The following is a 21,188-nucleotide window of genomic DNA, read 5'->3' on the forward strand; positions in this document are numbered from 1 at the left end:
CGGGAGGACCGATGCCCGCCGCCGGGGGCGGAAAGGACGAACGGCTGGTAATCCATGAGACATGAGAGCACTTCCGGGGCACCGCCCACGAGACCGCGAAGACGACTCCGGTCGGGCCAGGCCTGCCGGAAAGGGTGAGAGGATCGCCGACTGGTTCGACGGGCGGGTGGGCCTCTACAAAGCGGCCAAGGCCAATCTGCGGAAAGTCTTCCCGGACCACTGGTCCTTCCTGATCGGTGAGATCGCCCTCTACACCTTCATCATCATCATTCTGACCGGGGTCTATCTCACCCTGTTCTTCGAGCCCTCCATGGCGGAGGTCGACTACGACGGCAGCTACACCCCGCTGCAGGGCATCCGCATGTCAAAGGCGTACGAGTCCACCGTGCACATCAGCTTCGACATCCGCGGCGGACTGCTGATGCGGCAGGTCCACCACTGGGCGGCGATCCTGTTCATCGCGAGCATGCTCGTCCATATGATGCGGACCTACTTCAACGGGGTCTTCCGCAAGCCGCGCGAGATCAACTGGCTCTCCGGTGCCGGGCTGCTGATTCTCGGCATGTTCGACGGATTCATGGGCTACTCGCTCCCCGATGACCTGCTCTCGGGCACCGGGCTCCGCTTTATGGAGGGCGCGATCCTGTCGATCCCCGTCGTCGGCACGTATCTGTCGTTCTTCTTCTTCGGCGGGGAGTTCCCCGGAACGTCCATCGTGCCGCGGCTGTTCACCGTCCATGTGCTGCTGATCCCCGGCATCATGCTCGGTCTGCTGGCGCTCCATATGATTCTGCTCGTCTACCACAAGCACACCCATCTCGCCGGGCCCGGCAGGACCAACATGAACATCGTCGGACCGCCGCTGTGGCCGGTCTATGTGGCCAAGTCGGGCGGGTTCTTCTTCCTCGTCTTCGGCGTCACCACCCTCATGTCGGCCATCGCCCAGATCAACCCGGTCTGGGCCTACGGCCCGTACCGGCCCGACCAGGTGTCCACCGATGCCCAGCCCGACTGGTACATGGGCTTCTCCGAGGGGCTGATCCGGCTGATGCCGGGCTGGGAGATCAATCTGTGGGGCCACACCCTGGTCCTCGGCGTGCTCATCCCCTTCATGATCTTTCCGACCGTGCTGCTCATCATCTGGATGTATCCGTTCCTGGAGGCATGGGTCACCGGCGACAAGAGCGAGCACCATCTGAACCAGCGCCCGCGCAACGCCCCGACCCGCACCGCCTTCGGCGTCGCCTGGATCACCCTGTACGCCGTTCTGCTGGTCGGCGGCGGCAACGACCTCATCGCCACGCACTTCCATCTGTCGATCAACGCGATCACCTGGGCCTGCCGGATCCTCTTCTTCGTGGGGCCGGTTGTGGCCTTCGTCATCACCAAGCGGGTCTGCCTCGGCCTCCAGTGGCGCGACCGGCACAAACTGCTGCACGGCCGCGAGACCGGCATCATCCAGCGGCTGCCGCACGGCGAGTACGTCGAGGTGCATGAGCCGCTGTCACCGGCCGAGCGGTACACGCTGACCGCCTTCGACCAGTACGAGCCGCTGGAGCTGCCCCCGGCGGTCGACGAGGCCGGGGTCGCCCGGCGGCTGTCCCGCAAGGAGCGGCTGCGCGCGTGGCTGTCCCGCTTCTACTTCGGCGCGGGCGGCCAGGTCTCCAAGCCCACCAAGCAGGAGGTCCGGGAACACCAGCGTGAGCCCGAGGAGGAGCGCCAGCCTCAGTGACCACGCACGCGAGCGGCGGAGCGCGGCGGGTGGGGGATTCCGTCCGCGCCCCGCCGTGTGGGGGGGGTGCCTGTGGGGGGTGTGGGGGTGTTGGGGGGGTGCCTCGGGGGCGGTGGGGGTGTTGGTGAGTTCCTCGGGGGCGGTCAGCCCTGATAGGCGGCGAGCGCCTTGGTGAACGCCAGCTCGCCCTGCTCTATCGAGCTGCAGGTCGGCGACGCGGAATTCTGAGCGCCGCCGGGGCACTGCTTGTCGCGGGTCGCGGACCACATGGACAGCCAGGCCAGGCCCTTGGACTTGGCGAACTCCACCAGCTGCGAGGCGTCGTCCACCTTGAATACCTCGGCGGCGACGTCATTGACGCCGATCATCGGGGTGACGGCGACGGCCTTCCAGGCGGCGTCGTCGCTCAGCCCGAGGGCGTCCTTGATCTGCTTCTGGGTCGCGGTGGCCGCGTCGATCGCGTACTGGCCCATGTCGCCGGTGAAGGAGGGTCCGTAGTCCATCGCCATGATGTTGACGGCGGAGACCTTCACCCCGTTCTTCTTGGCGTCCTCGACCAGGTTGACGCCGTCCTGGGTGAGGCCGGTGGGCAGGACGGGCAGCGTGAAGGAGACATCCAGATCCGGGTTCTTCTTCTGGAGCGCGGCGATGGCCTGGGCGCGCCGGGTGTTGGCCGCCGTGTTGGGGAGCGCGGCGCCCTCGATGTCGAAGTCCGCCTTCTTGAGCTTGAAGGTGTCCACGACCTTGCCGTACGCCGCGGCCAGCTCGTCCGCCGAGGAGCAGGCCACGCCCAGCTCGGAGCCGGAGGCGCCGCCGAAGGAGATCCGGACGTCGCCGCCGTCCGCGCGCAGCTGGTCGATCTGCTTGGCGACCGCGTCGCTGCCCAGGTCGGTGACGCCGCCCCACTTGGGCGTACAGCCGCCGCCGGAGGTGACGAAGGCGAGGTTGAACTCCTTGACGCCGGTCTTCTTGGCCGTGCCCACCATGTCGAAGGCGGGGAAGAGCGAGGTGTCGATGTACGGGGCGAAGCCCGCGTCCGCCGCCTTGGCCGCCTTGGTGGAGACGGCCGGCTTCTCGGAGACGGTCCCGGCGTTCGCCGCCCCGCTGAGCGCGAACGCCGCGCCGCCGGCCACCATGGCGGCGGCACCCGCGCATATCGCCTTGGTGGTCCGGCTCGCCTTGCGACGGTGCGTGCTGCTCATCTCATGCCTGCCTTGTGTGCGGGAGTGGGGGGTGGTGGTGCGGGCAGCACGCTAGCGACCGAAAATCCGACAAACGGCAGGATCCGTGCAGTAGGCACGGATCTTATGGCTCCCTTAAGGAACGCATCGGCGGCGATTAATCCTCCAGCGACCGCGCCACGACCGGGGGTCGATCGGCACGCCGTACGGTCGTCGCGCAGCTCCTGCCGTACATCTGGAGGTTTCATGGCACTTTTACGTACTCGGCTGGCCGTGCTCGGCTCGGCCGTGGCATTCGCCGCCGGCGTCTTCCTTCCCGCGCAGTCGGCCGGGGCCGCCCCGTCCGCCGCACAGCGCGTTGAGTGGGTCGCCCTGGGCGACTCGTACACCGCCGGAGCCATCAAGGCGGCGGGCGACACCTTCGAGGTCCCCCGCGACGGCTGTGAGCGCACCGACCAGGCCTATCCGCAGATCATCGACAGCGACCTCGGCTCGCTCGTCGGACTGACCAACGTCAGCTGCGGCAATGCCACCATCGAGAACGTCCACGTCAGGGAACAGGAGCCGATCGGACACCATCTCCCGCCCTTCTCCACCGACCCGGACTACCCGTTCCCCCCGGTGCCTCCCCAGATCGATGCGGTGGCCCCGGACACCGATCTGGTCACCGTCGGAGTCGGCGGCAACACCCTCGGATTCGGCGAGATCATCTTCAACTGCCTGCAGGTGGGCCAGGGCAGCGGCGGTGTGGGGACGCCATGCCGGGACGAGCTGGCCGACAGCATCCCCGAGCGGCTGGAGAAGGTGAGCAGCGAGTACGGCGACATGCTCGACGCGATCCACCGGCGGGCCCCGTTCGCCCGAGTCCTGACCGTCGGCTACCCCACCATCGTCCCCCAGGACACCGGCAAGTGCCGGTACAACGACTGGGAGCAGTTCGCCTCCATCACCCGTGACGATCTGGACTGGCTGCGGACGGACGTCCTGGAACCGCTCAACGCTGTCATCGAGCAGGCGACCCATCAATACGGTGACGCCTTCGTCGACCTCTACCGCTCTTCCCACAACCACAGCGTCTGTGACGCGGGCAAGTGGGTGGAGGGCATCTTCACGTCCTTCCCGAACGAGCCCGCCCTGGTGCACCCCAACGCCCAGGGGCACCAGAACGCCGCGCGCCACGTCGAGGACGCGATCCTGGGCGCCTGACGCGGACCCGGCCCAGCCGTACGGAACCGCATCCGTGTCAGCCGGATGCGGTTTCCGCCCGTTTACGCGCCCTTCTCTTCCGGCCGCGCCGCCGCTCCCCGCCGCCCGCGGGCCCACCGTCGTTCAGTGAGAGCCACATCCGTACCTCCGTACCGCCCAGCACCGACCGTCCGATCCGCAGATCGCCGCCGGTCGACTCCGCGACCCTGCGCACGATGTCCAGGCCGAGCCCGGTCGAGCCGGGGCCGCCGTCGCCGTGGCCGCGGCGCAGCGCCGCGTCCGGGTCGGCGATACCGGGGCCGGCGTCCGAGACCAGCACGATCACGCTGTCCTCGCCGTTGTGGACGTCCACCGCGAGCGCGGTTCCCTCGGGGGTGTGACGGAAGACGTTGCCGAGCAGCGCGTCGAGCGCGGCGGCCAGTTCGGGGCGGCCGACCGGCACGCGGACGGTCCGGTCGACGCCGGCCAGCCGTACCGTGCGGGCCTCGTCCTCGGCGAGCGCGGACCAGAACTCCATCCGCTCCCGGATCACCTCGGAGGCGTCGCAGCCGGAGGGGGTGCGGGACTTCTGCTGGCGCGCGGTGCGGATGATCTGGTCGACCTCGCGCTCCAGTTGTGCGACGGCGGCGCGGGTCTGGTCGGCCGCCGGGCCCTCGCCGAGCGAGGCGGCGTTCAGGCGCAGCACGGTGAGCGGGGTGCGAAGCCGATGGGAGAGGTCGGCGGCCAGCTCGCGCTCCCCGGCGAGGAGTTGGACGACCCGGTCGGCCATGGCGTTGAACGCGGCGGCGGCCGAGCGGAGTTCGGCCGGGCCGTCCTCGGGGACCCGGACGCCGAGCTCACCCTGGCCGAGGTCACGGGCGGCCCCGGCCAGCCGCTTGGCGGGGCGCACCAGCCGGGTGCCCAGCCGGTCGGCCGTCGCGACCGCGCCCACGATGAGCGCGAGGCCGACGCCCGCGAGCACCAGCCAGGAGGTGGTCACTCCGCTGGTGACCACCGCGCGCGGCACATAGACCTCCACGACCGCCACCCGGCCGGTGCTCAGCGCGGTCGGCTGGAGCAGTGCGTAGCCGCCGGGGACCCCGGAGACGGAGGCGCGGCCGAGCCGCCGCGCGGTGGCCACCCGGTCCTTGCCCGCCCGGCTCTTGCCGAGGTCGTAGCCGCTGCCGCGGCTGCCCGGCGCGTCCGGCAGGTGCAGCGCCATCCGGCCGTCCCCGCCCGCCTGGGTGCTGGCGACCGCGCGCTGCAGCCGCCCCCGCTCGGTGGTGATGGCCAGCGCCGGGCCCATCGCGGCGGCCTGCCGCTCGGCGTCGGCGAACGCCCGGTCCCGGGCCAGCTCCTTGACGACGAGGCCGAGCGGGACCGCGAAGGCGACCACCACCATCGCGGTGACGGCCAGACAGACCTTGACCAGCGCCCATCTCACGCGTGCTCCGCCGGTGGCTCGAGCTTGACCCCGACCCCGCGCAGCGTGTGCAGGTAGCGCGGTCGGGCGGCCGTCTCGCCGAGCTTGCGGCGCAGCCAGGACAGATGCACATCGATCGTCTGGTCGTCGCCGTAGGACTGCTGCCAGACCTCGGCGAGGAGTTCCTTGCGCGGTACGACGACGCCGGGGCGCCGGGCGAGAAAGGCCAGCAGATCGAACTCGCGGCGGGTGAGGTCGAGCGCCGCGCCGTCCAGCACGGCCTGCCGGCGCAGCGGATCGATGGTGAGCCCGCCCACCCGCAGCACGGCCGGGGGCGGCGCCTCGCCCGCCGGGCCACCGCGTGAACGCCGTAGTACGGCGGCCATCCGGGCGGAGAGATGGGCCACGGAGAACGGCTTGACCAGATAGTCGTCGGCGCCGTCGTTGAGCAACCGGACGATCTCGGTCTCGTCGTCCCGCGCGGTCGCGACGATGACCGGCACATCGGTGATGCCGCGCAGCATCTTGAGCGCCTCAGCACCGTCCAGATCCGGCAGGCCCAGATCCAGGATCACGACGTCGAATCCGATCTGTGCGACTTCCCGCAACGCCTCCAAGGCGGTGCCGACACTGCGTACCGTGTGGGACGCCTCGGACAACTGCCGTATGAGGGCTGAGCGCACGAACTGGTCGTCCTCGACCACGAGCACACTTGCCATGAGCGGCACCGTACGCCATTCGGGTGAGGCAGGATGAGGAAGATGCAAAGAGGTCTGGTCCAATGTCTGGCATGGATGCTGGCCACGGGCGCCGCGGTCATGGTCTCGTGGTACGGCGTGCGGACGGTGCTGACGGGCACGGCGTACGAACCACCGCGCGCGCTGCCGATCGCGGACGGCGCCGGGCCCTCGCCCGACTCCTGGTCGTCCTCGACCCACCGGCCCAAACCGCCCTTGCCGTCGGCCCCTTCGCCGTCCCCCTCGTCGCCGGCGTCAGCGGCGCCGAAGCCGAAGCCGACGGGGACCGGGAAGCCCTCGCCGGGGCCGGACCAAAAGCCCGCACCGGGGCCGGCGGAGCAGGGCGGGGACATCCGGAGCTATCCGGCCAAGGGCGGCCGGGTCGTCCTCGACATCCGCGACTCCTGGGCGGAGTTGGTCTCCGCGACACCGGACGGCGGCTGGCAGATGCAGGTGTGGAAGCAGAGCGAGTGGATCCGGGTGGACTTCGTCTCCGGCGCGGACACCACCACCGTCTTCTGCACCTGGCACGACGGCCCGCCCCAGGTCCGGGTGGACGAGCACTAAGCGGATGCGGCGAAGTCACGTGCTGATCCTTCTCGGCGTCCACGCCCTCGGCCAGGCCGGACGGCGAGGGATCAGCGGCGAACTTCACCGCATCCGCTCAGCACTCGTCGGTCAGTCGAAGACGGCCGGGGGCGGAGCCGGTGAGGGGGCGGCGGTCGCGTCGGTGACCGGAGCCGCGCCACCGGTGAAGTCCGCGAGCGCGCGCCCGTGTTCGACCCGCGCGGGGTGCGGATCACCGGCGGCCCGGCGGGTGAGCTCGGCCAGCGGCAGCGGGCGATCGGCGGCCAGCAGTACGGCGTTGCCGAAGCGGCGGCCGCGCAGCACGGCGGGGTCGGCGGTCAGGCACACCTCGGCGAACGCCGCGCGGGCGGTCGCGATCTGGGCCCGCAGATGGGCCAGCGGCGGGCCGTCGGCCAGGTTCGCCGCGTAGAGCCCGTCGGGGCGCAGCGCCCGCCGTATCTCGCCCAGGAACTCCACACTGGTGAGATGCGCGGGGGTGCGGGCCCCGCTGAAGACATCCGCGATGATCAGATCGGCCCAGCCGTCGGGCACCTTGGCGAGCCCGGCCCGGGCGTCGGCGCCGCGCACCCGTATCCGGTGCCCGGGGTCCAGCGGCAGCTCACGCCGGACGAACTGGACGAGCGGGGCGTCGATCTCCACCACCTGCTGGGTGGAGCGGGGCCGTGTGGCCGCGATGTAGCGGGCCAGGGTGAAGGCTCCGCCGCCCAGATGGACGGCGTGCAGCGGACGGCCGGGCGGGGCGGCGAGATCGGCGGCATGGCCGAGCCTGCGCTGGTACTCGAAGTCGAGATACGCGGGGTCGTCGAGATCCACATGCGACTGCGGCTTGCCGTCCAGCAGCAGCGTCCAGCCGCGCGGGCGGTCGCGGTCCGGCACGAGCTCGGCGAGCCCCCCGTCGACGGGTGCGGTGGCCGGCTCGGGGGTGCGTCCCCGGGCCGGCGCGCGCCCGCGCGGCGCTCGCTTCTTCGTGCCTTTCGCCATGTGTCCCAGTATGCGGCGGGCCACCGACAGCCGGTGCCGTGGCCGCGGGGAAGGCGGTGCCGGCGGCTACTGGCAGCGGTCGACGGCCTCGATGGTGCGGGCCGCCTCCCCGAGCGCCGCCCGTAAGTCGGCGGGGTCGGTGGCGACGGTGTACGCGGCGTCGGGCGGCACCAGCCAGCCGGTGTCGACGCCCGGGGGCTCGGCGTCGGCGGGCGCGGTGCTTATGCGCGTCCCGCGTCCCGCTGTCTGGGTGCACGCGCTGCCCGGCAGATCCCAGCCGTCCGCGGTGCCGGGCGGCACCAGGAAGCCGAGGGTGTCGCAGGTGTTGTCGTGCAGTACGGGGCCGAGGCCGTCGCACGCACGGCGCAGGATGTCCACCGCCTCCAGCCCCTGACGGGTCGGCACGGTGACGAGATCGCAGTCCTGGCGCGGGAGATGCTGGGCAGTCGTTCGTGAGCGGGTGATGTCCACTCCGGCCTCCCTCTTCATCGGGTTGCACCTGGTTCAACGCGCGACGGTGTCAACGGCTACGGCCGAATGACGCCGTAATGGGTGGCAGTTCATGGCAGATCGGGGGCGGTATGTTCTTTTTGCCGCAAATCTACGAGTGTCACGGATCTCACAGCCGGTACGGTTCTCCCCCGCCCACCGGCAGCACACAGCCCCGCCCACCCGGCAGCACACAGGGAGAGGCTTCCATGACGCCGCTTCCAGACCCCTCGTCCCCCCGGCCGAACACCGCGTTCCGGCGGATCCGCGGACAGCTCTCCCCCTCCGAGTTCGCGGCGTCCGTACGCCGCGCCGCCCGCGAGATCGGCGAGCAGGTCTCCTGCGACGCCCGCTATATCGGGCGCGTCGAGTCCGGCGCCATCCGATGTCCCAACTACGCGTACGAGCGGGTCTTCCGCCATATGTTCCCCGACCGGTCCCTCATGGATCTGGGCTTCACCCCGCGTGAGGCGGTCAGGGGCCACGGCACCCGCTGGGTGCCGGCCCCCCGCCCGGTCCCCGACGGCCCCGTTCCCACGGACCCGGAGGCCGAGCCCGATCCCGAGTCCGACGTCCTTGAGGAGAGCGAACTGCTACGGCGTGCATTTGTGACCGGTGGGGCGGCTGCCGCGGTGGCCGCGGGGGTGGGAGTCCGGCGGGTGGGCGAGGCCGAGGCCGCCGCCGTCGAGGAGTCCGTACGGCGGATCCGGGTGCTGGACGACCGGCACGGTGCGGACACCCTGTACGGGCACACCAGCAAGCCGCTGAGCGCCGCCTATGCGCTGCTCGACGCGGGCAGCTACGACCGCTCCATCGCCGAGCGGCTGTTCGCGGGCACCGGGGAGCTGGCCATCTCGGTGGGCTGGCTGGCCCATGACTCCGGCCGGCTGTCCGAGGCGCGTTCGCACTACGCCGAGGCCCTCGCCACCGCGCGCGTCTCGGGCGACGCCGCCCTGGAGGCGCACGCGTTCTGCAACACGGCGTTCCTGGCGCGCGACGCGGGACGCCCCCGCGAGGCCGTACGGGCGGCCCAGGCCGCACAGCGGGTCGCGGAGCGGCTCTCCTCGCCGCGGCTGCTGTCGCTGCTCGCGCTGCGCGAGGCGGGCGGCTGGGCCTGGCTGACGGACCGGGCCAGTTGTGAGCGGTCGCTGCTCCACGCCCGAGCGCTGTTCGGGCGCGGGCCCTCGGAAGCCGATCCGGAGTGGATGAGCTTCTTCGGGGAGGCCGAGCTGGAAGGGCTGGAGGCACAGTGCTGGTCGGCGCTGGGCCACTGGGGGCGGGCAGTGGACCACGCCCGTCGCGCGGTTTCCCTCCAGGACCCCCATTTCACCCGCAATATCGCGCTGTTCACCGCGGAGCTGGCGAGCGACCTCCTGGCGGACGGGGCGCCCGACGCGGCCGCCGCCGAGGCGGGCCGGGCGCTGGGGCTGCTGGACCAGGTGAAGTCCGGCCGTATCCGGCGGATGCTCGACGACACGGCCCGCCTGCTGCGTCCGTACACGCACAACGCGGCCGTCGCGGACTTCCTGGCCCGCCATGAGACGGCCGGGCGCCCGCGCCCGGTACAGCCGGCGTGACGGATATGGCCGTTATGGCCGCTCCCGCGGCGGCGACGCGCCCGCCGCCTCAGGCCAGATGGCCCGTGTCGTTCCAGCGCTCGATGGCCGGTTCCCCGTACGCCCAGCCCAGGATCGACAGGGACGTCGGGTCAAGGCGGATCCGGGCCGCGAAGGAGGCTTCGTAACCGAGCCAACGGGCGCCCAGGGTCCGCAGGATGTGGCCGTGCGCGAAGACCAGCACATCGCGGTCGGCCGAACGCGCCCACTCCACCACCGCGTCGGCCCGCGCGGTGATGCCGGCGATCGACTCCCCCTCGGGGACGCCGTCGCGCCAGATGAGCCAGCCGGGCCGGGCGGCCTTGATCTCGGCGGGGGTGAGCCCCTCGTAGGCGCCGTAGTCCCACTCCATCAGCGCGCCCCACTCGCGCGCCCGGTCGCCGAACCCGGCCAGCTCGCAGGTCTCCTTGGCGCGGCTGAGCGGGCTGGTGCGCACCTCGACGTCGGGCAGCCCCTCCCAGGGCGCGCGGTGCAGCCGCTCGCCGAGCAGTTTGGCGCCGCGCCGCCCCTCGTCGAGCAGCGGGATGTCCGTGCGGCCGGTGTGCCTCCCGGAGAGCGACCACTCCGTCTGTCCATGCCGGGCCAGGAGGATGCGTGGTGCCATGGGGACTGCCTTCTTTCACCGGATTTACACCGCTATGCGTCGTCGTGCGCCCTTACACGCCGCTGCCTGCCTGCGGTTCTGTGCAATTGCCGGGCCAGTCCGAGGCCTGCCCGCCATCCCTCCATCATCGCGCACCTGATCTGGAGGCAACCTCCGGGGCGGTCCCGGCGTCTTTCCGGTCGCGCATCTGTCTGCCGGGGGTTCAGCAGCGGGCGCCCGTCCGCGGCCGGGGCATCCCGGGGGCGGTGCGCGGTTCGCCTCGCCTACACCGTACGGTTGACCGCGCGCCTTGTTCTGGCCGCCTGATCTTTGGAGAACGTACGGATGCCCCATACCGCGCCCGGTGCCCTGGCAGCACAGGGCAGCCGGCCCCGTTGGTGGACCGAACTGCCGCTCATAGCGGTGGTGTACGCCGCGTACGCGGCCGGCCGGCTGCTGGCCCGCGGTGATGTGTCCACCGCCGTTGACCACGGTCTGGCCATCCTCCACTTCGAGCAGCGGCTGAACATCGATTTCGAGTCACCGCTGAACGACATCTTCACGGCCCACGCCTCGATAGGCATACCGGCCGATTTCGCCTACGCCTCACTGCACTACGTGGCGACCCCGGCGGTCCTGGTGTGGGTGTGGAAGCGCCGTAAGGCGGCCGACTACCGCTTTCTGCGAACCTGGCTGCTGGTCTCCACCATCGTCGGGCTGGTCGGCTTCACGCTGATGCCGACGTGCCCGCCGCGGCTGCTGGAGGCGAGCCACGGCTTCGTCGACACGATGGCGCAGTACGGCTCGTACGGCTGGTGGGGCGGCGAGGCGAGCGCGCCGCGCGGGCTCGGCGGGCTGACCAACCAGTACGCGGCGATGCCCAGCCTCCATGTGGGGTGGGCCATGTGGTGCGGGGTGGCGCTGTGGCGGCACGGGCGCTCGATGTGGGTGAAGACCGCCGCCATCGCCTATCCGCTGGCCATCGCGCTCGTGGTGATGGGCACCGCCAACCACTACTTCCTGGACGCGGCGGCCGGTGTCGCCACCATGGGGCTCGGGGCGCTGCTCTCGCGGCCCGTCCTGGGGCTCGTGGACCGGATCCGCGCCCGCTTCCGCCCGGCGCCCGAGGCCGTCACCGCGACCGCCTCCACCACCGCCTCCACGGCCGCCGCCACGCCGGCGCGGACGGCCTCCCCGACGGCCACACCGACAGCCGCGGGCGTTGCCGGAAACGGCGGTGCGGCCACGAATGTCAGTGACAAGTGCGAGACTTCGGCGCGTGAACGGGAACGGATCCCCCGACAGCAGAGCAGGGGCGCGGACAGGCAACGGACGGACGGCGCCGTCGTCGGCGACGGCGGCCGGGGAGCCGGTGCCGCTGCCGCTGCCGGTCCAGGCGCCGACCGGGCGCCCGGAGCGGGCGGCGACACCCCGGCCGCGGCCGGTGACGGGGCTGCGGCAGCGGCTCGCTGAGCTGCGCGGTCCGGACACCGTTCCCCAGCCGATGGACGCCCGTGCGCTGGCAGCGCTGGCCGCCAACCCGGGTTGCCGTCGCCGCGCGTTGCTGGACGGCGCGGGGGTGGACAAGGGGGCGCTCGCCCGGGCCCTGGGAGCCACCGTCGCCTTCGGCCAGTCGCAGTTCGCGCACCAGCGCGGCAACTCCTTCGAGGCGCGGGTCAAGGCGGACCGCGGCGAGGAGCTGCTGCGGCTGCTGCACGAGCGGCTGCGCGACGGCTCGGCCCCGCCCGAGCCCGGCGCCGTCGCGACCCCCGACCTGACGGCGGCCGGCCCCCAGGGGCGCACGGCTCGTACGTCGCTGGCGCTCAGGGAGGCCACGGCGGCGGGGCAGTGGGCGCTGCTGGACCACCCGATGGTGAGCCTGGACGTGGCGGGCTCCCCCGCCTTCCTGGAGCCGGACGCCGTCGTGGTGCACCCCGACGGCTCGTGGACGGTCATCGAGATCAAGTCCTTCCCCATGGTGGACGGCTCGGCGGACCCGGCCAAGGTGGGGGCGGCGGCGCGCCAGTCGGCGGTGTACGCGCTGGCCCTGGAGCGGGTGGCGGCCCTGATCGGCGATCCGCCGCAGGCCGGGAAGGCCCGGGTGCGCCATGACGTCCTGCTGGTCTGCCCCAAGGATTTCTCCAATCTCCCGACCGCCGAACTGGTCGATGTGCGCAAGCAGCTGGCCGTCACCCGGCGGCAGTTGACCCGGCTCGCCCGGATCGAGGAGATCGCCGCCGCCCTGCCCGAGGGCACCACCTTCGATCTGCGGCTCACGGACGACGGCCGGACCGCGACCCGGCCGGTCGAGGAGCTGACGGCCGCCGTCGAGGCGGTGGACGCGGCGTACGCGCCCGAGTGCCTGTCCACCTGCGAGCTGGCCGCCCACTGCCGCGCCCGGTCCCGCGCGGCGGGCGCCGTCGAGTCGCTGGGCCGCGGCGTACGGGGCGAGCTGGGCGGGCTGACGACGGTGGAGGCCGTCCTGGCGGCCGCCCTGGGCGAGGCCGCGGGCACCCGCGCGGAGCCCACCGGCGACCCGGCCGTGGACGCCCTGCGCCGCGCGGCGGCCCTGCGCGCCGAGGCCCTGGCGTCCCCCGGGGCGGTGGCATGTCGCTGATCACCACGCTGGCCCGGATGGAGGCCGTCCGGGAGGGGCGGGCGCGCCCCATCGCGACGGTGCGGCACCGGCATCTGTCCGCGCGGCCGCTGGCGTTCGTCCCGCTGACCACCGCCGGTGAGGCCGGGGCGCCGCTGGGGGCGCTGGTGGGAACCGACCGGGACGCGCCGCGGCTGCTGGTCGTGGCGCAGCCGCGCAACCGTGATCTGCGGTTCGCCTTCCTCGCCGAACTGGCGGAGGAGATGCTGCCGTATCTCGACGCGTACGCGGACGAGGTCGAGCTGGAGGAGCGCAAGGAGACCGACCCGGAGACCGGGAAGAAGGTGCCGGTCCAGGTCGAGCTGTGCACGGACGCGCCGCAGCTGCTGGTGCCGAGCGCCGCGGGCGTGGCGTACGTACGGCTGCTGGGCCGCTCTATGCGGTTCCGGCGCACGGCCGAGCAGGATCCGCAGACGCCGTTTCCGGCCCCCGCGCGGGTGCCACTGCTCGGCCGGTGGCTGACGCACTACGGGGAGCGGTCGCGGGTGCCCGGATCGTCACTGCTGCTGTCGCTGACCGAGCTGCTGAGCCGTCATTGGGCGACCGGGCAGAGCAATCTGGAGGACCAGCACCTGGGCTCGCTGCTGGGCTGGATCGACCCGCCGGAGGGCGTGCCGGGGGCGGAGGCGGCCCTGCGGGCGGAGTCCGGGCGGGACGCGGACGGACAGCTGCTGTGCCCGCCCGCGGGCCCGGCCACCGACCCCGCCTTCGACAACAAGCTGCTGGCACCGGCGATGTCCCGCTATGACGCGGCGCGCGCCGAGGTGGCCGGGGGCAGGCCCGGGGCGCCGGCCCGGCTGCGGCTCGCCGAGGCCGAACTGCGCGGGCTGATCGAGTCACAGCTGCGGCCCACCTGGGACGCGCTGTGGCACGGCGTGGATCTGCTGCGTGCCCTACCGGAGGGGGCGCGGGTGGCGGACCGCTGGAAGCGTGACCGCTGGTCGTACACCGGTCACCGGGACCGGGTGCGGGCGGGCGAGCCGCCCCAGCCCAAGCGGGACGACGCGGTGACGGCGGCGCAGAAGCTCTCCGCGCGGGAGACCGCGCAGGCACAGCTGGAAGCGCAGGAGGCGCTGGACGATCCGCTGGTCATGGCCGGGCGGCGGCTGGCCGGGGAGGCGTTCGCGGGCGAGGTCACCGAGGTGGTGATGGCCTGGTCGGAGGCGAAGGTGCCCCGGCCGCGCCCGCTGGTCACCGTCGTCACGGAGGACCGCCCGCATCTGGCCGAGCAGGTCAAGCTGTACCGGGTGCTGGCCGACGGCAGGACGCAGACCGGGGAGTTCGCCGGTGAGGCGGGCCCCGGCGCGCTGGTGGTGCGGCTGACCGGCGGGATGGGCCGGGGCAAGACCCCGGAGCCGGGCTCGGTGCCCGCGAAGGGCGACGCGGTGTGCTGGACGCTCTTCGAGCACGCGCCGCGCGGCGGCCCGGGGCTGCCGGACGCGGAGAGCACGCCATGGACCCACGGCGGGCCGCCGGACGCCGCGCGGCCCTCCGGGCCCGACCCGGACCCCGTGACCGAGGAGGACTATCTGTGATCGGCACGGACCGGACGGCCCGCGCCCGCGAGGGCGAGCCGTTCGACCCGTCGGCGGCCGCGGCGCGCGCGACCGACGCGATCCTGCACGACACGCTGCACGGTGCGCACCGCGGCGTCGTCGTCGACTCCCCGCCCGGCGCGGGCAAGTCGACGCTCGTGGTGCGGGCAGCGCGGGAGCTGGCCGCCGCCGGGCGGGCGTTGATGGTGGTCGCGCAGACCAACGCCCAGGTGGACGATCTGGTGGACCGGCTGGCCACGGCGGACCCGGATCTTCCGGTGGGGCGGCTGCACAGCAGCGATCCGCATCCGTACGACCCGGTGCTCGACGGCCATCCGTCGGTCCGTGCTTCCGCCAAGATCGCGGATCTGGCCGGGCTCGGCATCGTCGTCTCCACCGCCGCCAAGTGGGCGCATGTGAAGAACGTGGAGCCGTGGCAGCACGCGATCGTCGACGAGGCGTACCAGATGCGCTCGGACGCGCTGCTGGCGGTCGCGGGGCTCTTCGAGCGGGCGCTGTTCGTGGGCGACCCGGGGCAGCTCGACCCGTTCAGCGTGGTAGGCGCGGACCAGTGGGCAGGGCTTTCCTACGATCCGTCGGCGAGCGCCGTGACCACCCTGCTCGCGCACAACCCGCAGCTTCCGCAGCACCGGCTGCCGGTGTCCTGGCGGCTGCCCGCCTCGGCCGCGCCGCTGGTCTCGGACGCCTTCTATCCGTACACCCCGTTCCGCAGCGGCACGAGCCACGGCCAGCGGCGGCTGAGCTTCGGGGTCGCCTCCGACGGCTCCGGCCCGGACCGGGTGCTGGACGAGGCCGCGGCGTCCGGCTGGGGGCTGCTGGAGCTGCCCGCCCGGCGGACGCCGCGCACCGACCCGGAGGCGGTGGCGGCCGTGGCCCAGGTGGTGCGGCGACTGCTGGACCGGGGCGGGGCGGCGGTCAGCGAGCGCTCGGACGAGCCGGTGCCGCTGACCGCGGACCGGATCGCGGTGGGCACCGCGCACCGGGACCAGGCGGCGGCGGTCCGGGCGGCACTCACCGGGCTCGGGGTGTCCGGGGTCACCGTCGATACGGCCAACCGCCTCCAAGGGCGTGAGTTCGAGGTCACGGTCGTTCTGCATCCGCTGTCGGGCCGGCCGGACGCGACCGCCTTCCATCTGGAGACGGGGCGGCTGTGCGTGCTGGCGTCGCGGCATCGCCACGCGTGCGTGGTGGTCTGCCGGGCCGGGGTCGCCGAGCTGCTGGACGAGCATCCGTCGTCGGAGCCGGTGCAGCTGGGGGTGACGGTGAAGTTCCCGGACGGCTGGGAGGCCAATCACGCGGTGCTGGCCCATCTGGACGAACACCGTGTGGAATGGCGGCCGTAAGGTGCTCATCCCGGCCGGGGGACACCGCGCGGAGCCCGGCCAGGGTTCGGGACGCGGCGGGGTGGGGAGAGACCCCAGGTCGGCGGCGTGCGGCAGGGGCGCCCTTGCCCCACGCGCGACAATGGACAACAAGACGCACCGCGCACCGAACGGTCTCGCGACGGAGGAGGAGAGATCACATGCCCGAGCCGGATCCGGCTCACGGCCCGCACGGCACCGCGCCCCGGCGGCGGAGACCCGCCGCGCTGCTCTTCGAACCGGCCGCCGCCATCACGGACGAGGCGCACTTCTTCGATCTGGAGACGATTGAGGACCCACGTGAGCTGCTCGCCCGCTCGACCGAGCTGACGCTGGCCTTCCGCGCGGCGACCGACCGTGCCATGGAGTTCCAGGCGATGGCGGCCGCGCAGCTCGCCGACCCGAGGCGGTTCGACCGGCTGACCCCGGCCATGATCGCCGAGCGGGCGGAGTGGACCGAGGACTACGCCAAGAAGATGGTCGAGTTCGGCCGCGAGCTGATGCGGAGCGGTGAGCTGCCGGACTGATGGGCGGACGCGATACCCGACGCGGTACGAGAGAGGCTGATGAGCTGGTGGCGGACCGTCGAGATCATGAGCCTGGGGCATATGCAGGTGGAAGATACCCCACGCCGCCCCGCCATGTCCCCGTTTTGTCTCATCCGCCGATGCCGCCCGTGGCGGCCGTAAGGCTGGCGACATGAGCAGATTGCCGCGGGACTCACATCACACCGCCGCCTACGTGACCCCGGCCGGCGCGGACTGGCTCGCCTCGGCCAGCCCCTCCCCTCGCGGCGTGCAGGCGCTGTGGGCTCAGCGCCCGGCCGCTGCCGTGGCACTGCCCTGCGGGACCGCGTTCGACGTGGTCAGCATGGACGCGCTCTTCGGCCGCCGGGTCGTCAGCCGGTTATGGACCGACGGCCCCGGCTCCGGTCCGGTGGCCGCGCAGGGCCGCCGGGTGATGCTGTTCGCCACGCCGGGGACCGCCCAGCGGCTGCCCGCGCTGCTCGGCTGGGAGGAGTGGGGCTCCACCGCGCCCCCGCTGCTCTGCTACGGGTGGGGGGACGCCGTGACCGTGCCGCCGCTGTTTCCGCTCGACCCCACCCCGGCGGAGTCCGCCCCGGCGCCGCCCCCGCGCTGGCTGGTCGCCCCCGATGTCCGCAGCCCCTGGCTGCCCGGTCCCGAGGTGCTGCTGTGGGCGTGCGTGAGGGCCGCCCGCGCGGCCGGTTCCGATCCGGGCGCCACGGCTGTGACCAGCACACCCGCAGTCTTTCCGGGCTGAGAGATACGGATTTTCACTCCGCCGGATCAGGGTGCTAAGGTCTTCTACGTCAGCAGGCGCCGCTAGCTCAGTTGGTTAGAGCAGCTGACTCTTAATCAGCGGGTCCGGGGTTCGAGTCCCTGGCGGCGCACAGACAGCGAAAGGGCCCCTCACCGAGGTGAGGGGCCCTTTCGCGTGCCATGGTGATCGTCATTCCCCCTCGCCCCGCGATCCGGCGGCCGGATCCGCGAGCCGGGCCACCGCCGTGACCGCCTCCTGCGGGCCGGGCATCGCCAGCACCTCCCGGCGCAGGGCGTGCGCCGCGGTGGCGTACGAGGGCTGTTCCAGCAGCGCGAAGAGGTCCCGGGCCAGCCGGGGCCCCGCACCGCGCGGCGATCCGTCGAGGACGTCGGCGGGCAGATACACCCCGGCACCCACCCTGGCCAGCCGCGCCCCGTTGAGCTGCTGTTCCAGCCGGGGCGCGACGATCAGCTGCGGCACCCCGGCGACGGCGGCGGTCAGCACCGCCGGGCCGCCGCCCTGGTGCACCACGGCCCGGCAGCCCGGCAGCACCCGGTGCAGCGGTCCGGCGGGTGCCCGCCGCCCGGCGGCACTCCCGACCCGGACGATCTCGACACCCCGTTCCTCGGCCACGCGCAGTGCGGCCCGTACGGCATCCGGCGGGCCGGTCGCGTCGTCCCAGGCGGCGCAGATGCGCGCGGGCGCGGACCGCGAAGGGCGCCCGGACGGCCGCCGACCGTCCAAGCCGGCGGTGCGCGGCTCGGGGCGCGAGCCGCCGAGCGGCCGGGGGAGCGGCGTACCGGACGGCCCGTACGGTGCGTCGTGCGGCGTGTCGTACGGCACGAAGCGCACCGGGAGCCGCCGCCCCCGGGAGGGCAGCGCCAGGCTCGGCGGGCAGGGGTCCAGCCAGAGGTCCGGTTCACGGGCCGGGTCCGCTCCGTAACGCCGCATCAGGCGGGCGTAGCCGGGCAGCGGCGGGCCCTCGAGACGCTCCCGGTCCAGCCGTAAGACGGCCGCACTCCCCCACAGCTGGCCGACCGCCGGCACCCCGAGCGCCGCCGCGACCACCGTGCCCGCATACGCGCTCGCGTCGTGCACCACCAGATCCGGCTGCCAGCAGCGGGCGAAGGCCACCAGCCCCTGGGCCATCGCCTCGGCGATCCGCACCTGCTGATCACCGAACGCCCGCAGCACACCGTGCTGCTCCGGGCTGAGCGCGCCCGGCCGCACCGGCCAGTCCGCGGGCCAGGCTCCGCGCGGCCGCCGCCCGCGGTCCGCCGCCCGGACCGCCGACGCGGGCAGCGCGCCGACCGGAACCGGGACCAGGCCGAAGCGGGCCACGGCCGCCGCACACCCGGACGGCACCGCGAACCGCACCTGGTGCCCCTCCGCGAGAAAGGCCCGCGCGAGCGGCACCATCGGGACCAGATGCATGCCCGAGGCCCAGGTCGTGAAAAGGATGCGCACCTCAGCGGCCGCCCGCCACGGTCACTGTCTCGCCGGTGATGTTGCCGTTGGCCGTCGAGCAGAGGAAGAGCAGGGTGCGGGCGATGTCCTCGGGAGTGCTCAGCCGGCCGGTGGGGGTGGCCGACAGCTCCCGCTCGCGGACCGGACCCGGTGGGGCCAGGCCGGCGCGCCCGGCCGCCGTGAGCCCCGGGCATACGACGTTGACCAGCACCCCGTCGGCGCCGAGGTCCCACATCAGACTGCGGGCCAGGCCGTGCAGCCCGGCCCTGGCCGCGCCGTGGAACTCCTGGCCGCGGCCGCCGTCCAGCGCGTGGTGCGAGGAGACCAGCGCGATCCGGCCCCAGCCGCGCTTGCGCATACCGGCGACGGCGCACTGAACGGTGCGGATCACGGGCGTCAGATTGTGCGCGACGACCGGGAGCCAGTCCTCCTCCCGTACGTCCTCGAAGCGGGCGTGCGGTCCCCGGGGCACGCCCCACCGCCATGCGTTCGCCACCAGCACATCGAGCGCGCCCCAGCGCTCCTCGACGGCGGCCACGACCCAGCGCGGCGACGCCGCGTCCTCCAGTGCGTACGGCACGGCGAAGGCCCGGCCGCCGTCCGGACCCGCCAGCTCGGCGGCCAGCTCCTCGGCGGACTCGCGGCGGTGCCGGAAGGCGAGCGCCACCCGCGCGCCCTGCTCCGCGAAGGTGCGGGCGGCGGCCCGGCCGATGGCCCCGGTGGCACCGGTGACCAGGACCGTGCGCCCCTCCAGGCCGAGGTCCATCATCGGCGCTCCTAGCGGTCGTTCCACTGGGAACGCCATGGTCGCCGCCGTGACTCGAGTCTGCCTCGACCCGCGCCCGAGGGGTGACGGATGCACACCGGCGGATGCACACCGGCGGATGCACACAGCCCGTCACCGCCGCCCGTACGCCAGGGCATCGGTGATGTCGTCGGTGACGCGGATCGACGGATTGCCGTAGGCCATCCGCTGGAGCACCTTGCGATAGAGCGGCGTATGGCGCAGCGCCCGCGCGAGATGGGGGCGCACCCGGGTGGCGAACGCACCGTGGGAGAGCATCGCCCGGCTCTGCAGGGTCTGCATCCGCATGACGGCCGCGACATCGGGACCCCGCCGCCGCTCGAAGGCGGCGAGCCGGGCGGCGCCGGTGTCGTCCTCGGCGAGCGCGCGGGTCAGCACCGGATGCAGCACGACGGCGTCCTGCACGGCGAGATTGATGCCCTGGGCGCCGATCGGGCTCTGGGTGTGGGCGGCGTCGCCGATCAGCACCAGACCGTCGTCCACCCAGCGCTCGGCGCGCGCCGAGAAGACATCCAGCAGGCTCAGGTCGCACGGCGAGCGGATCTGCTCGCGGATCAGCGTGGCGTACTGCGGTACCGCGCGCACCAGCCGTTCCCTGACATGGTCCAGGCCGAGCGCGGCGATGTCCCGGTAGGCGCGGCGCGGCAGCGTCCAGCCGATCTGGACGCGGTCGGGCCAGGAGCCGTGGACGAGCACCGGGCTGTCCCCGGCGCGGAACACCCGCACATCGCGGACCGGCGCCCCCTGCCGCTCGCGCACGCTGAGCGTGCACCACAGCACGTCCTGCGCGAACGCCTCGGCGCGGCCCGCCCCGATGCCCGCCAGCCGCCGGATACGCGAGAAGCGGCCGTCCGCTGCCACGACGACCTTGGCCCTCACGGTGCAGCGGCCGTACGGCCCGTCGGCGGTGACACCGGCGATCCGCCCGTCCCGCCGCAGCAGACCGCCCGCCCGCCGCCCCGGCAGATAGCGGAAGCGGGCCGACCGGCGGCAGCGGGCGAGGAGTTCGTCCAGCAGATGCGGCCGGGGAAGGGACAGGAGGTGGTCGTACGGGGCCGGAAGCAGCCGGTAGTCGGCCTCCAGCAGCACCCGGTCGCCGTCGATGACCCGGAACCGGTCGTGGGCATGGGCACCGCGCGCCCGCGCGCCTGCCAGGACGCCGAGCGCGTCCAACAGCGCCATAGCGCCGGGCTGGAGAAGCTCACCGCGGAATTCGCGCTGATGCGCGCGGGCGCACTCCAGCACGGTCACCCGCGCCCCCGAGCGCAACATCAGCAGCGCCAGCACCAGACCGGCCGGGCCGCCCCCGACCACGCACACCTCGGTGTCGATCTCGCGCACCGGGCACCTCCCTACTCGTCGGACAGGCCCCTGGATGCACTACGGCTCCGCTTGCCCGCGCGGGGGGATCGGGCAGCGGAGCCGTAGCGGGCCCGGCTGAAGGGCGGCGCCGGGCGTTTCGGGGGGAGGGTTCACCGGACGGGGGGATGGATGATGCGAGGGGCTCCGGTAAGAACGGGCCGACGGGGCACGGCCGTGGGGGATAC

The 21,188-nt window shown here is 73.2% G+C and carries 19 protein-coding genes and 1 tRNA gene; 11 read left to right on the top strand and 9 right to left on the bottom strand.

Annotation, left to right across the window (positions count from 1 at the left end; all coding sequences use genetic code 11):
• The first annotated feature begins 61 nt into the window (after nucleotides 1-61).
• Entirely contained in the window at nucleotides 62-1,732 is a 1,671-nt protein-coding gene (locus ABZU99_RS28575) for a cytochrome bc complex cytochrome b subunit (protein WP_356048999.1), read from the top strand.
• Nucleotides 1,733-1,875: 143 nt separating this feature from the next.
• Here the strand turns inward: ABZU99_RS28575 and ABZU99_RS28580 are convergent, their stop codons facing one another.
• Nucleotides 1,876-2,934: a chitinase gene (locus ABZU99_RS28580; RefSeq protein WP_356049000.1), complete on the bottom strand. Its 1,059-nt coding sequence runs from the start codon at nucleotides 2,932-2,934 to the stop codon at nucleotides 1,876-1,878.
• Nucleotides 2,935-3,159: 225 nt separating this feature from the next.
• Here ABZU99_RS28580 and ABZU99_RS28585 point away from each other — a divergent pair, with 225 nt between their 5' ends.
• The gene (locus tag ABZU99_RS28585; RefSeq protein WP_356049001.1) at nucleotides 3,160-4,119 is read left to right on the top strand and encodes an SGNH/GDSL hydrolase family protein; all 960 of its coding nucleotides are present in this window, start codon (nucleotides 3,160-3,162) and stop codon (nucleotides 4,117-4,119) included.
• A gap of 37 nt (nucleotides 4,120-4,156) precedes the next feature.
• Here the strand turns inward: ABZU99_RS28585 and ABZU99_RS28590 are convergent, their stop codons facing one another.
• Nucleotides 4,157-5,542 carry a HAMP domain-containing sensor histidine kinase gene (locus tag ABZU99_RS28590; protein ID WP_355946168.1) on the bottom strand — a complete coding sequence of 462 codons (1,386 nt, stop codon included), beginning with the start codon at nucleotides 5,540-5,542 and terminating at the stop codon, nucleotides 4,157-4,159.
• On the bottom strand, nucleotides 5,539-6,240 hold the full coding sequence (locus tag ABZU99_RS28595; RefSeq protein ID WP_355946165.1) for a response regulator transcription factor: 702 nt from the start codon (nucleotides 6,238-6,240) through the stop codon (nucleotides 5,539-5,541). Before ABZU99_RS28595 ends, ABZU99_RS28590 begins: the two co-directional genes overlap by 4 nt.
• Before the next feature lie 42 nt (nucleotides 6,241-6,282).
• Between ABZU99_RS28595 and ABZU99_RS28600 the strand changes: the two genes are divergently transcribed.
• Nucleotides 6,283-6,825, top strand: a complete 543-nt coding sequence (locus ABZU99_RS28600) for a hypothetical protein (RefSeq protein WP_356049002.1) — start codon at nucleotides 6,283-6,285, stop codon at nucleotides 6,823-6,825.
• A 111-nt stretch (nucleotides 6,826-6,936) separates the two neighbouring features.
• On the opposite strand, the gene ABZU99_RS28605 is transcribed toward ABZU99_RS28600, so the two are convergent.
• Complete coding sequence (locus tag ABZU99_RS28605; protein ID WP_356049003.1) at nucleotides 6,937-7,827, bottom strand: fused MFS/spermidine synthase; 891 nt, start codon at nucleotides 7,825-7,827, stop codon at nucleotides 6,937-6,939.
• A gap of 66 nt (nucleotides 7,828-7,893) precedes the next feature.
• Complete coding sequence (locus ABZU99_RS28610; protein WP_356049004.1) at nucleotides 7,894-8,316, bottom strand: hypothetical protein; 423 nt, start codon at nucleotides 8,314-8,316, stop codon at nucleotides 7,894-7,896.
• Between the two features lie 209 nt (nucleotides 8,317-8,525).
• On the opposite strand from ABZU99_RS28610, the gene ABZU99_RS28615 reads away from it, so the two are divergent.
• Nucleotides 8,526-9,893 carry a tetratricopeptide repeat protein gene (locus ABZU99_RS28615; protein ID WP_356049005.1) on the top strand — a complete coding sequence of 456 codons (1,368 nt, stop codon included), beginning with the start codon at nucleotides 8,526-8,528 and terminating at the stop codon, nucleotides 9,891-9,893.
• A gap of 49 nt (nucleotides 9,894-9,942) precedes the next feature.
• Here the strand turns inward: ABZU99_RS28615 and ABZU99_RS28620 are convergent, their stop codons facing one another.
• Nucleotides 9,943-10,536 (bottom strand): histidine phosphatase family protein, encoded by a 594-nt coding sequence (locus ABZU99_RS28620; RefSeq protein ID WP_355946153.1) that lies wholly within the window; start codon nucleotides 10,534-10,536, stop codon nucleotides 9,943-9,945.
• Between the two features lie 324 nt (nucleotides 10,537-10,860).
• Between ABZU99_RS28620 and ABZU99_RS28625 the strand changes: the two genes are divergently transcribed.
• The 7 genes from ABZU99_RS28625 to ABZU99_RS28655 all read left to right on the top strand — a co-directional run bounded on the left by ABZU99_RS28625 (nucleotide 10,861) and on the right by ABZU99_RS28655 (nucleotide 17,499).
• Nucleotides 10,861-11,988, top strand: coding sequence for a phosphatase PAP2 family protein (locus ABZU99_RS28625; protein ID WP_356049007.1), 1,128 nt, complete (start codon nucleotides 10,861-10,863; stop codon nucleotides 11,986-11,988).
• A gap of 31 nt (nucleotides 11,989-12,019) precedes the next feature.
• Entirely contained in the window at nucleotides 12,020-13,132 is a 1,113-nt protein-coding gene (locus ABZU99_RS28630; protein ID WP_356049029.1) for a hypothetical protein, read from the top strand.
• A complete protein-coding gene (locus ABZU99_RS28635) occupies nucleotides 13,123-14,706 on the top strand; it encodes a hypothetical protein (RefSeq protein ID WP_356049008.1) in 1,584 nt (527 codons plus the stop codon). The genes ABZU99_RS28630 and ABZU99_RS28635 overlap by 10 nt, the downstream gene beginning before the upstream one ends.
• Nucleotides 14,703-16,070, top strand: a complete 1,368-nt coding sequence (locus ABZU99_RS28640) for an AAA domain-containing protein (RefSeq protein WP_356049009.1) — start codon at nucleotides 14,703-14,705, stop codon at nucleotides 16,068-16,070. Before ABZU99_RS28635 ends, ABZU99_RS28640 begins: the two co-directional genes overlap by 4 nt.
• A gap of 179 nt (nucleotides 16,071-16,249) precedes the next feature.
• Nucleotides 16,250-16,615, top strand: coding sequence for a hypothetical protein (locus ABZU99_RS28645; protein WP_355946142.1), 366 nt, complete (start codon nucleotides 16,250-16,252; stop codon nucleotides 16,613-16,615).
• A 172-nt stretch (nucleotides 16,616-16,787) separates the two neighbouring features.
• Entirely contained in the window at nucleotides 16,788-17,369 is a 582-nt protein-coding gene (locus ABZU99_RS28650; RefSeq protein WP_355946140.1) for a bifunctional DNA primase/polymerase, read from the top strand.
• Nucleotides 17,370-17,425: 56 nt separating this feature from the next.
• Nucleotides 17,426-17,499 (top strand) — tRNA-Lys (locus ABZU99_RS28655).
• A gap of 59 nt (nucleotides 17,500-17,558) precedes the next feature.
• On the opposite strand, the gene ABZU99_RS28660 is transcribed toward ABZU99_RS28655, so the two are convergent.
• The 3 genes from ABZU99_RS28660 to ABZU99_RS28670 all read right to left on the bottom strand — a co-directional run bounded on the left by ABZU99_RS28660 (nucleotide 17,559) and on the right by ABZU99_RS28670 (nucleotide 20,982).
• A complete protein-coding gene (locus ABZU99_RS28660) occupies nucleotides 17,559-18,836 on the bottom strand; it encodes a glycosyltransferase (RefSeq protein WP_356049010.1) in 1,278 nt (425 codons plus the stop codon).
• A 1-nt stretch (nucleotide 18,837) separates the two neighbouring features.
• Nucleotides 18,838-19,605, bottom strand: coding sequence for an SDR family NAD(P)-dependent oxidoreductase (locus ABZU99_RS28665; protein WP_356049011.1), 768 nt, complete (start codon nucleotides 19,603-19,605; stop codon nucleotides 18,838-18,840).
• Between the two features lie 129 nt (nucleotides 19,606-19,734).
• On the bottom strand, nucleotides 19,735-20,982 hold the full coding sequence (locus tag ABZU99_RS28670; RefSeq protein WP_355946133.1) for an FAD-dependent monooxygenase: 1,248 nt from the start codon (nucleotides 20,980-20,982) through the stop codon (nucleotides 19,735-19,737).
• Nucleotides 20,983-21,188 lie beyond the last annotated feature (206 nt).

The organism is Streptomyces sp. NPDC005266 (genome assembly GCF_040607655.1).
GTDB lineage: Bacteria > Actinomycetota > Actinomycetes > Streptomycetales > Streptomycetaceae > Streptomyces.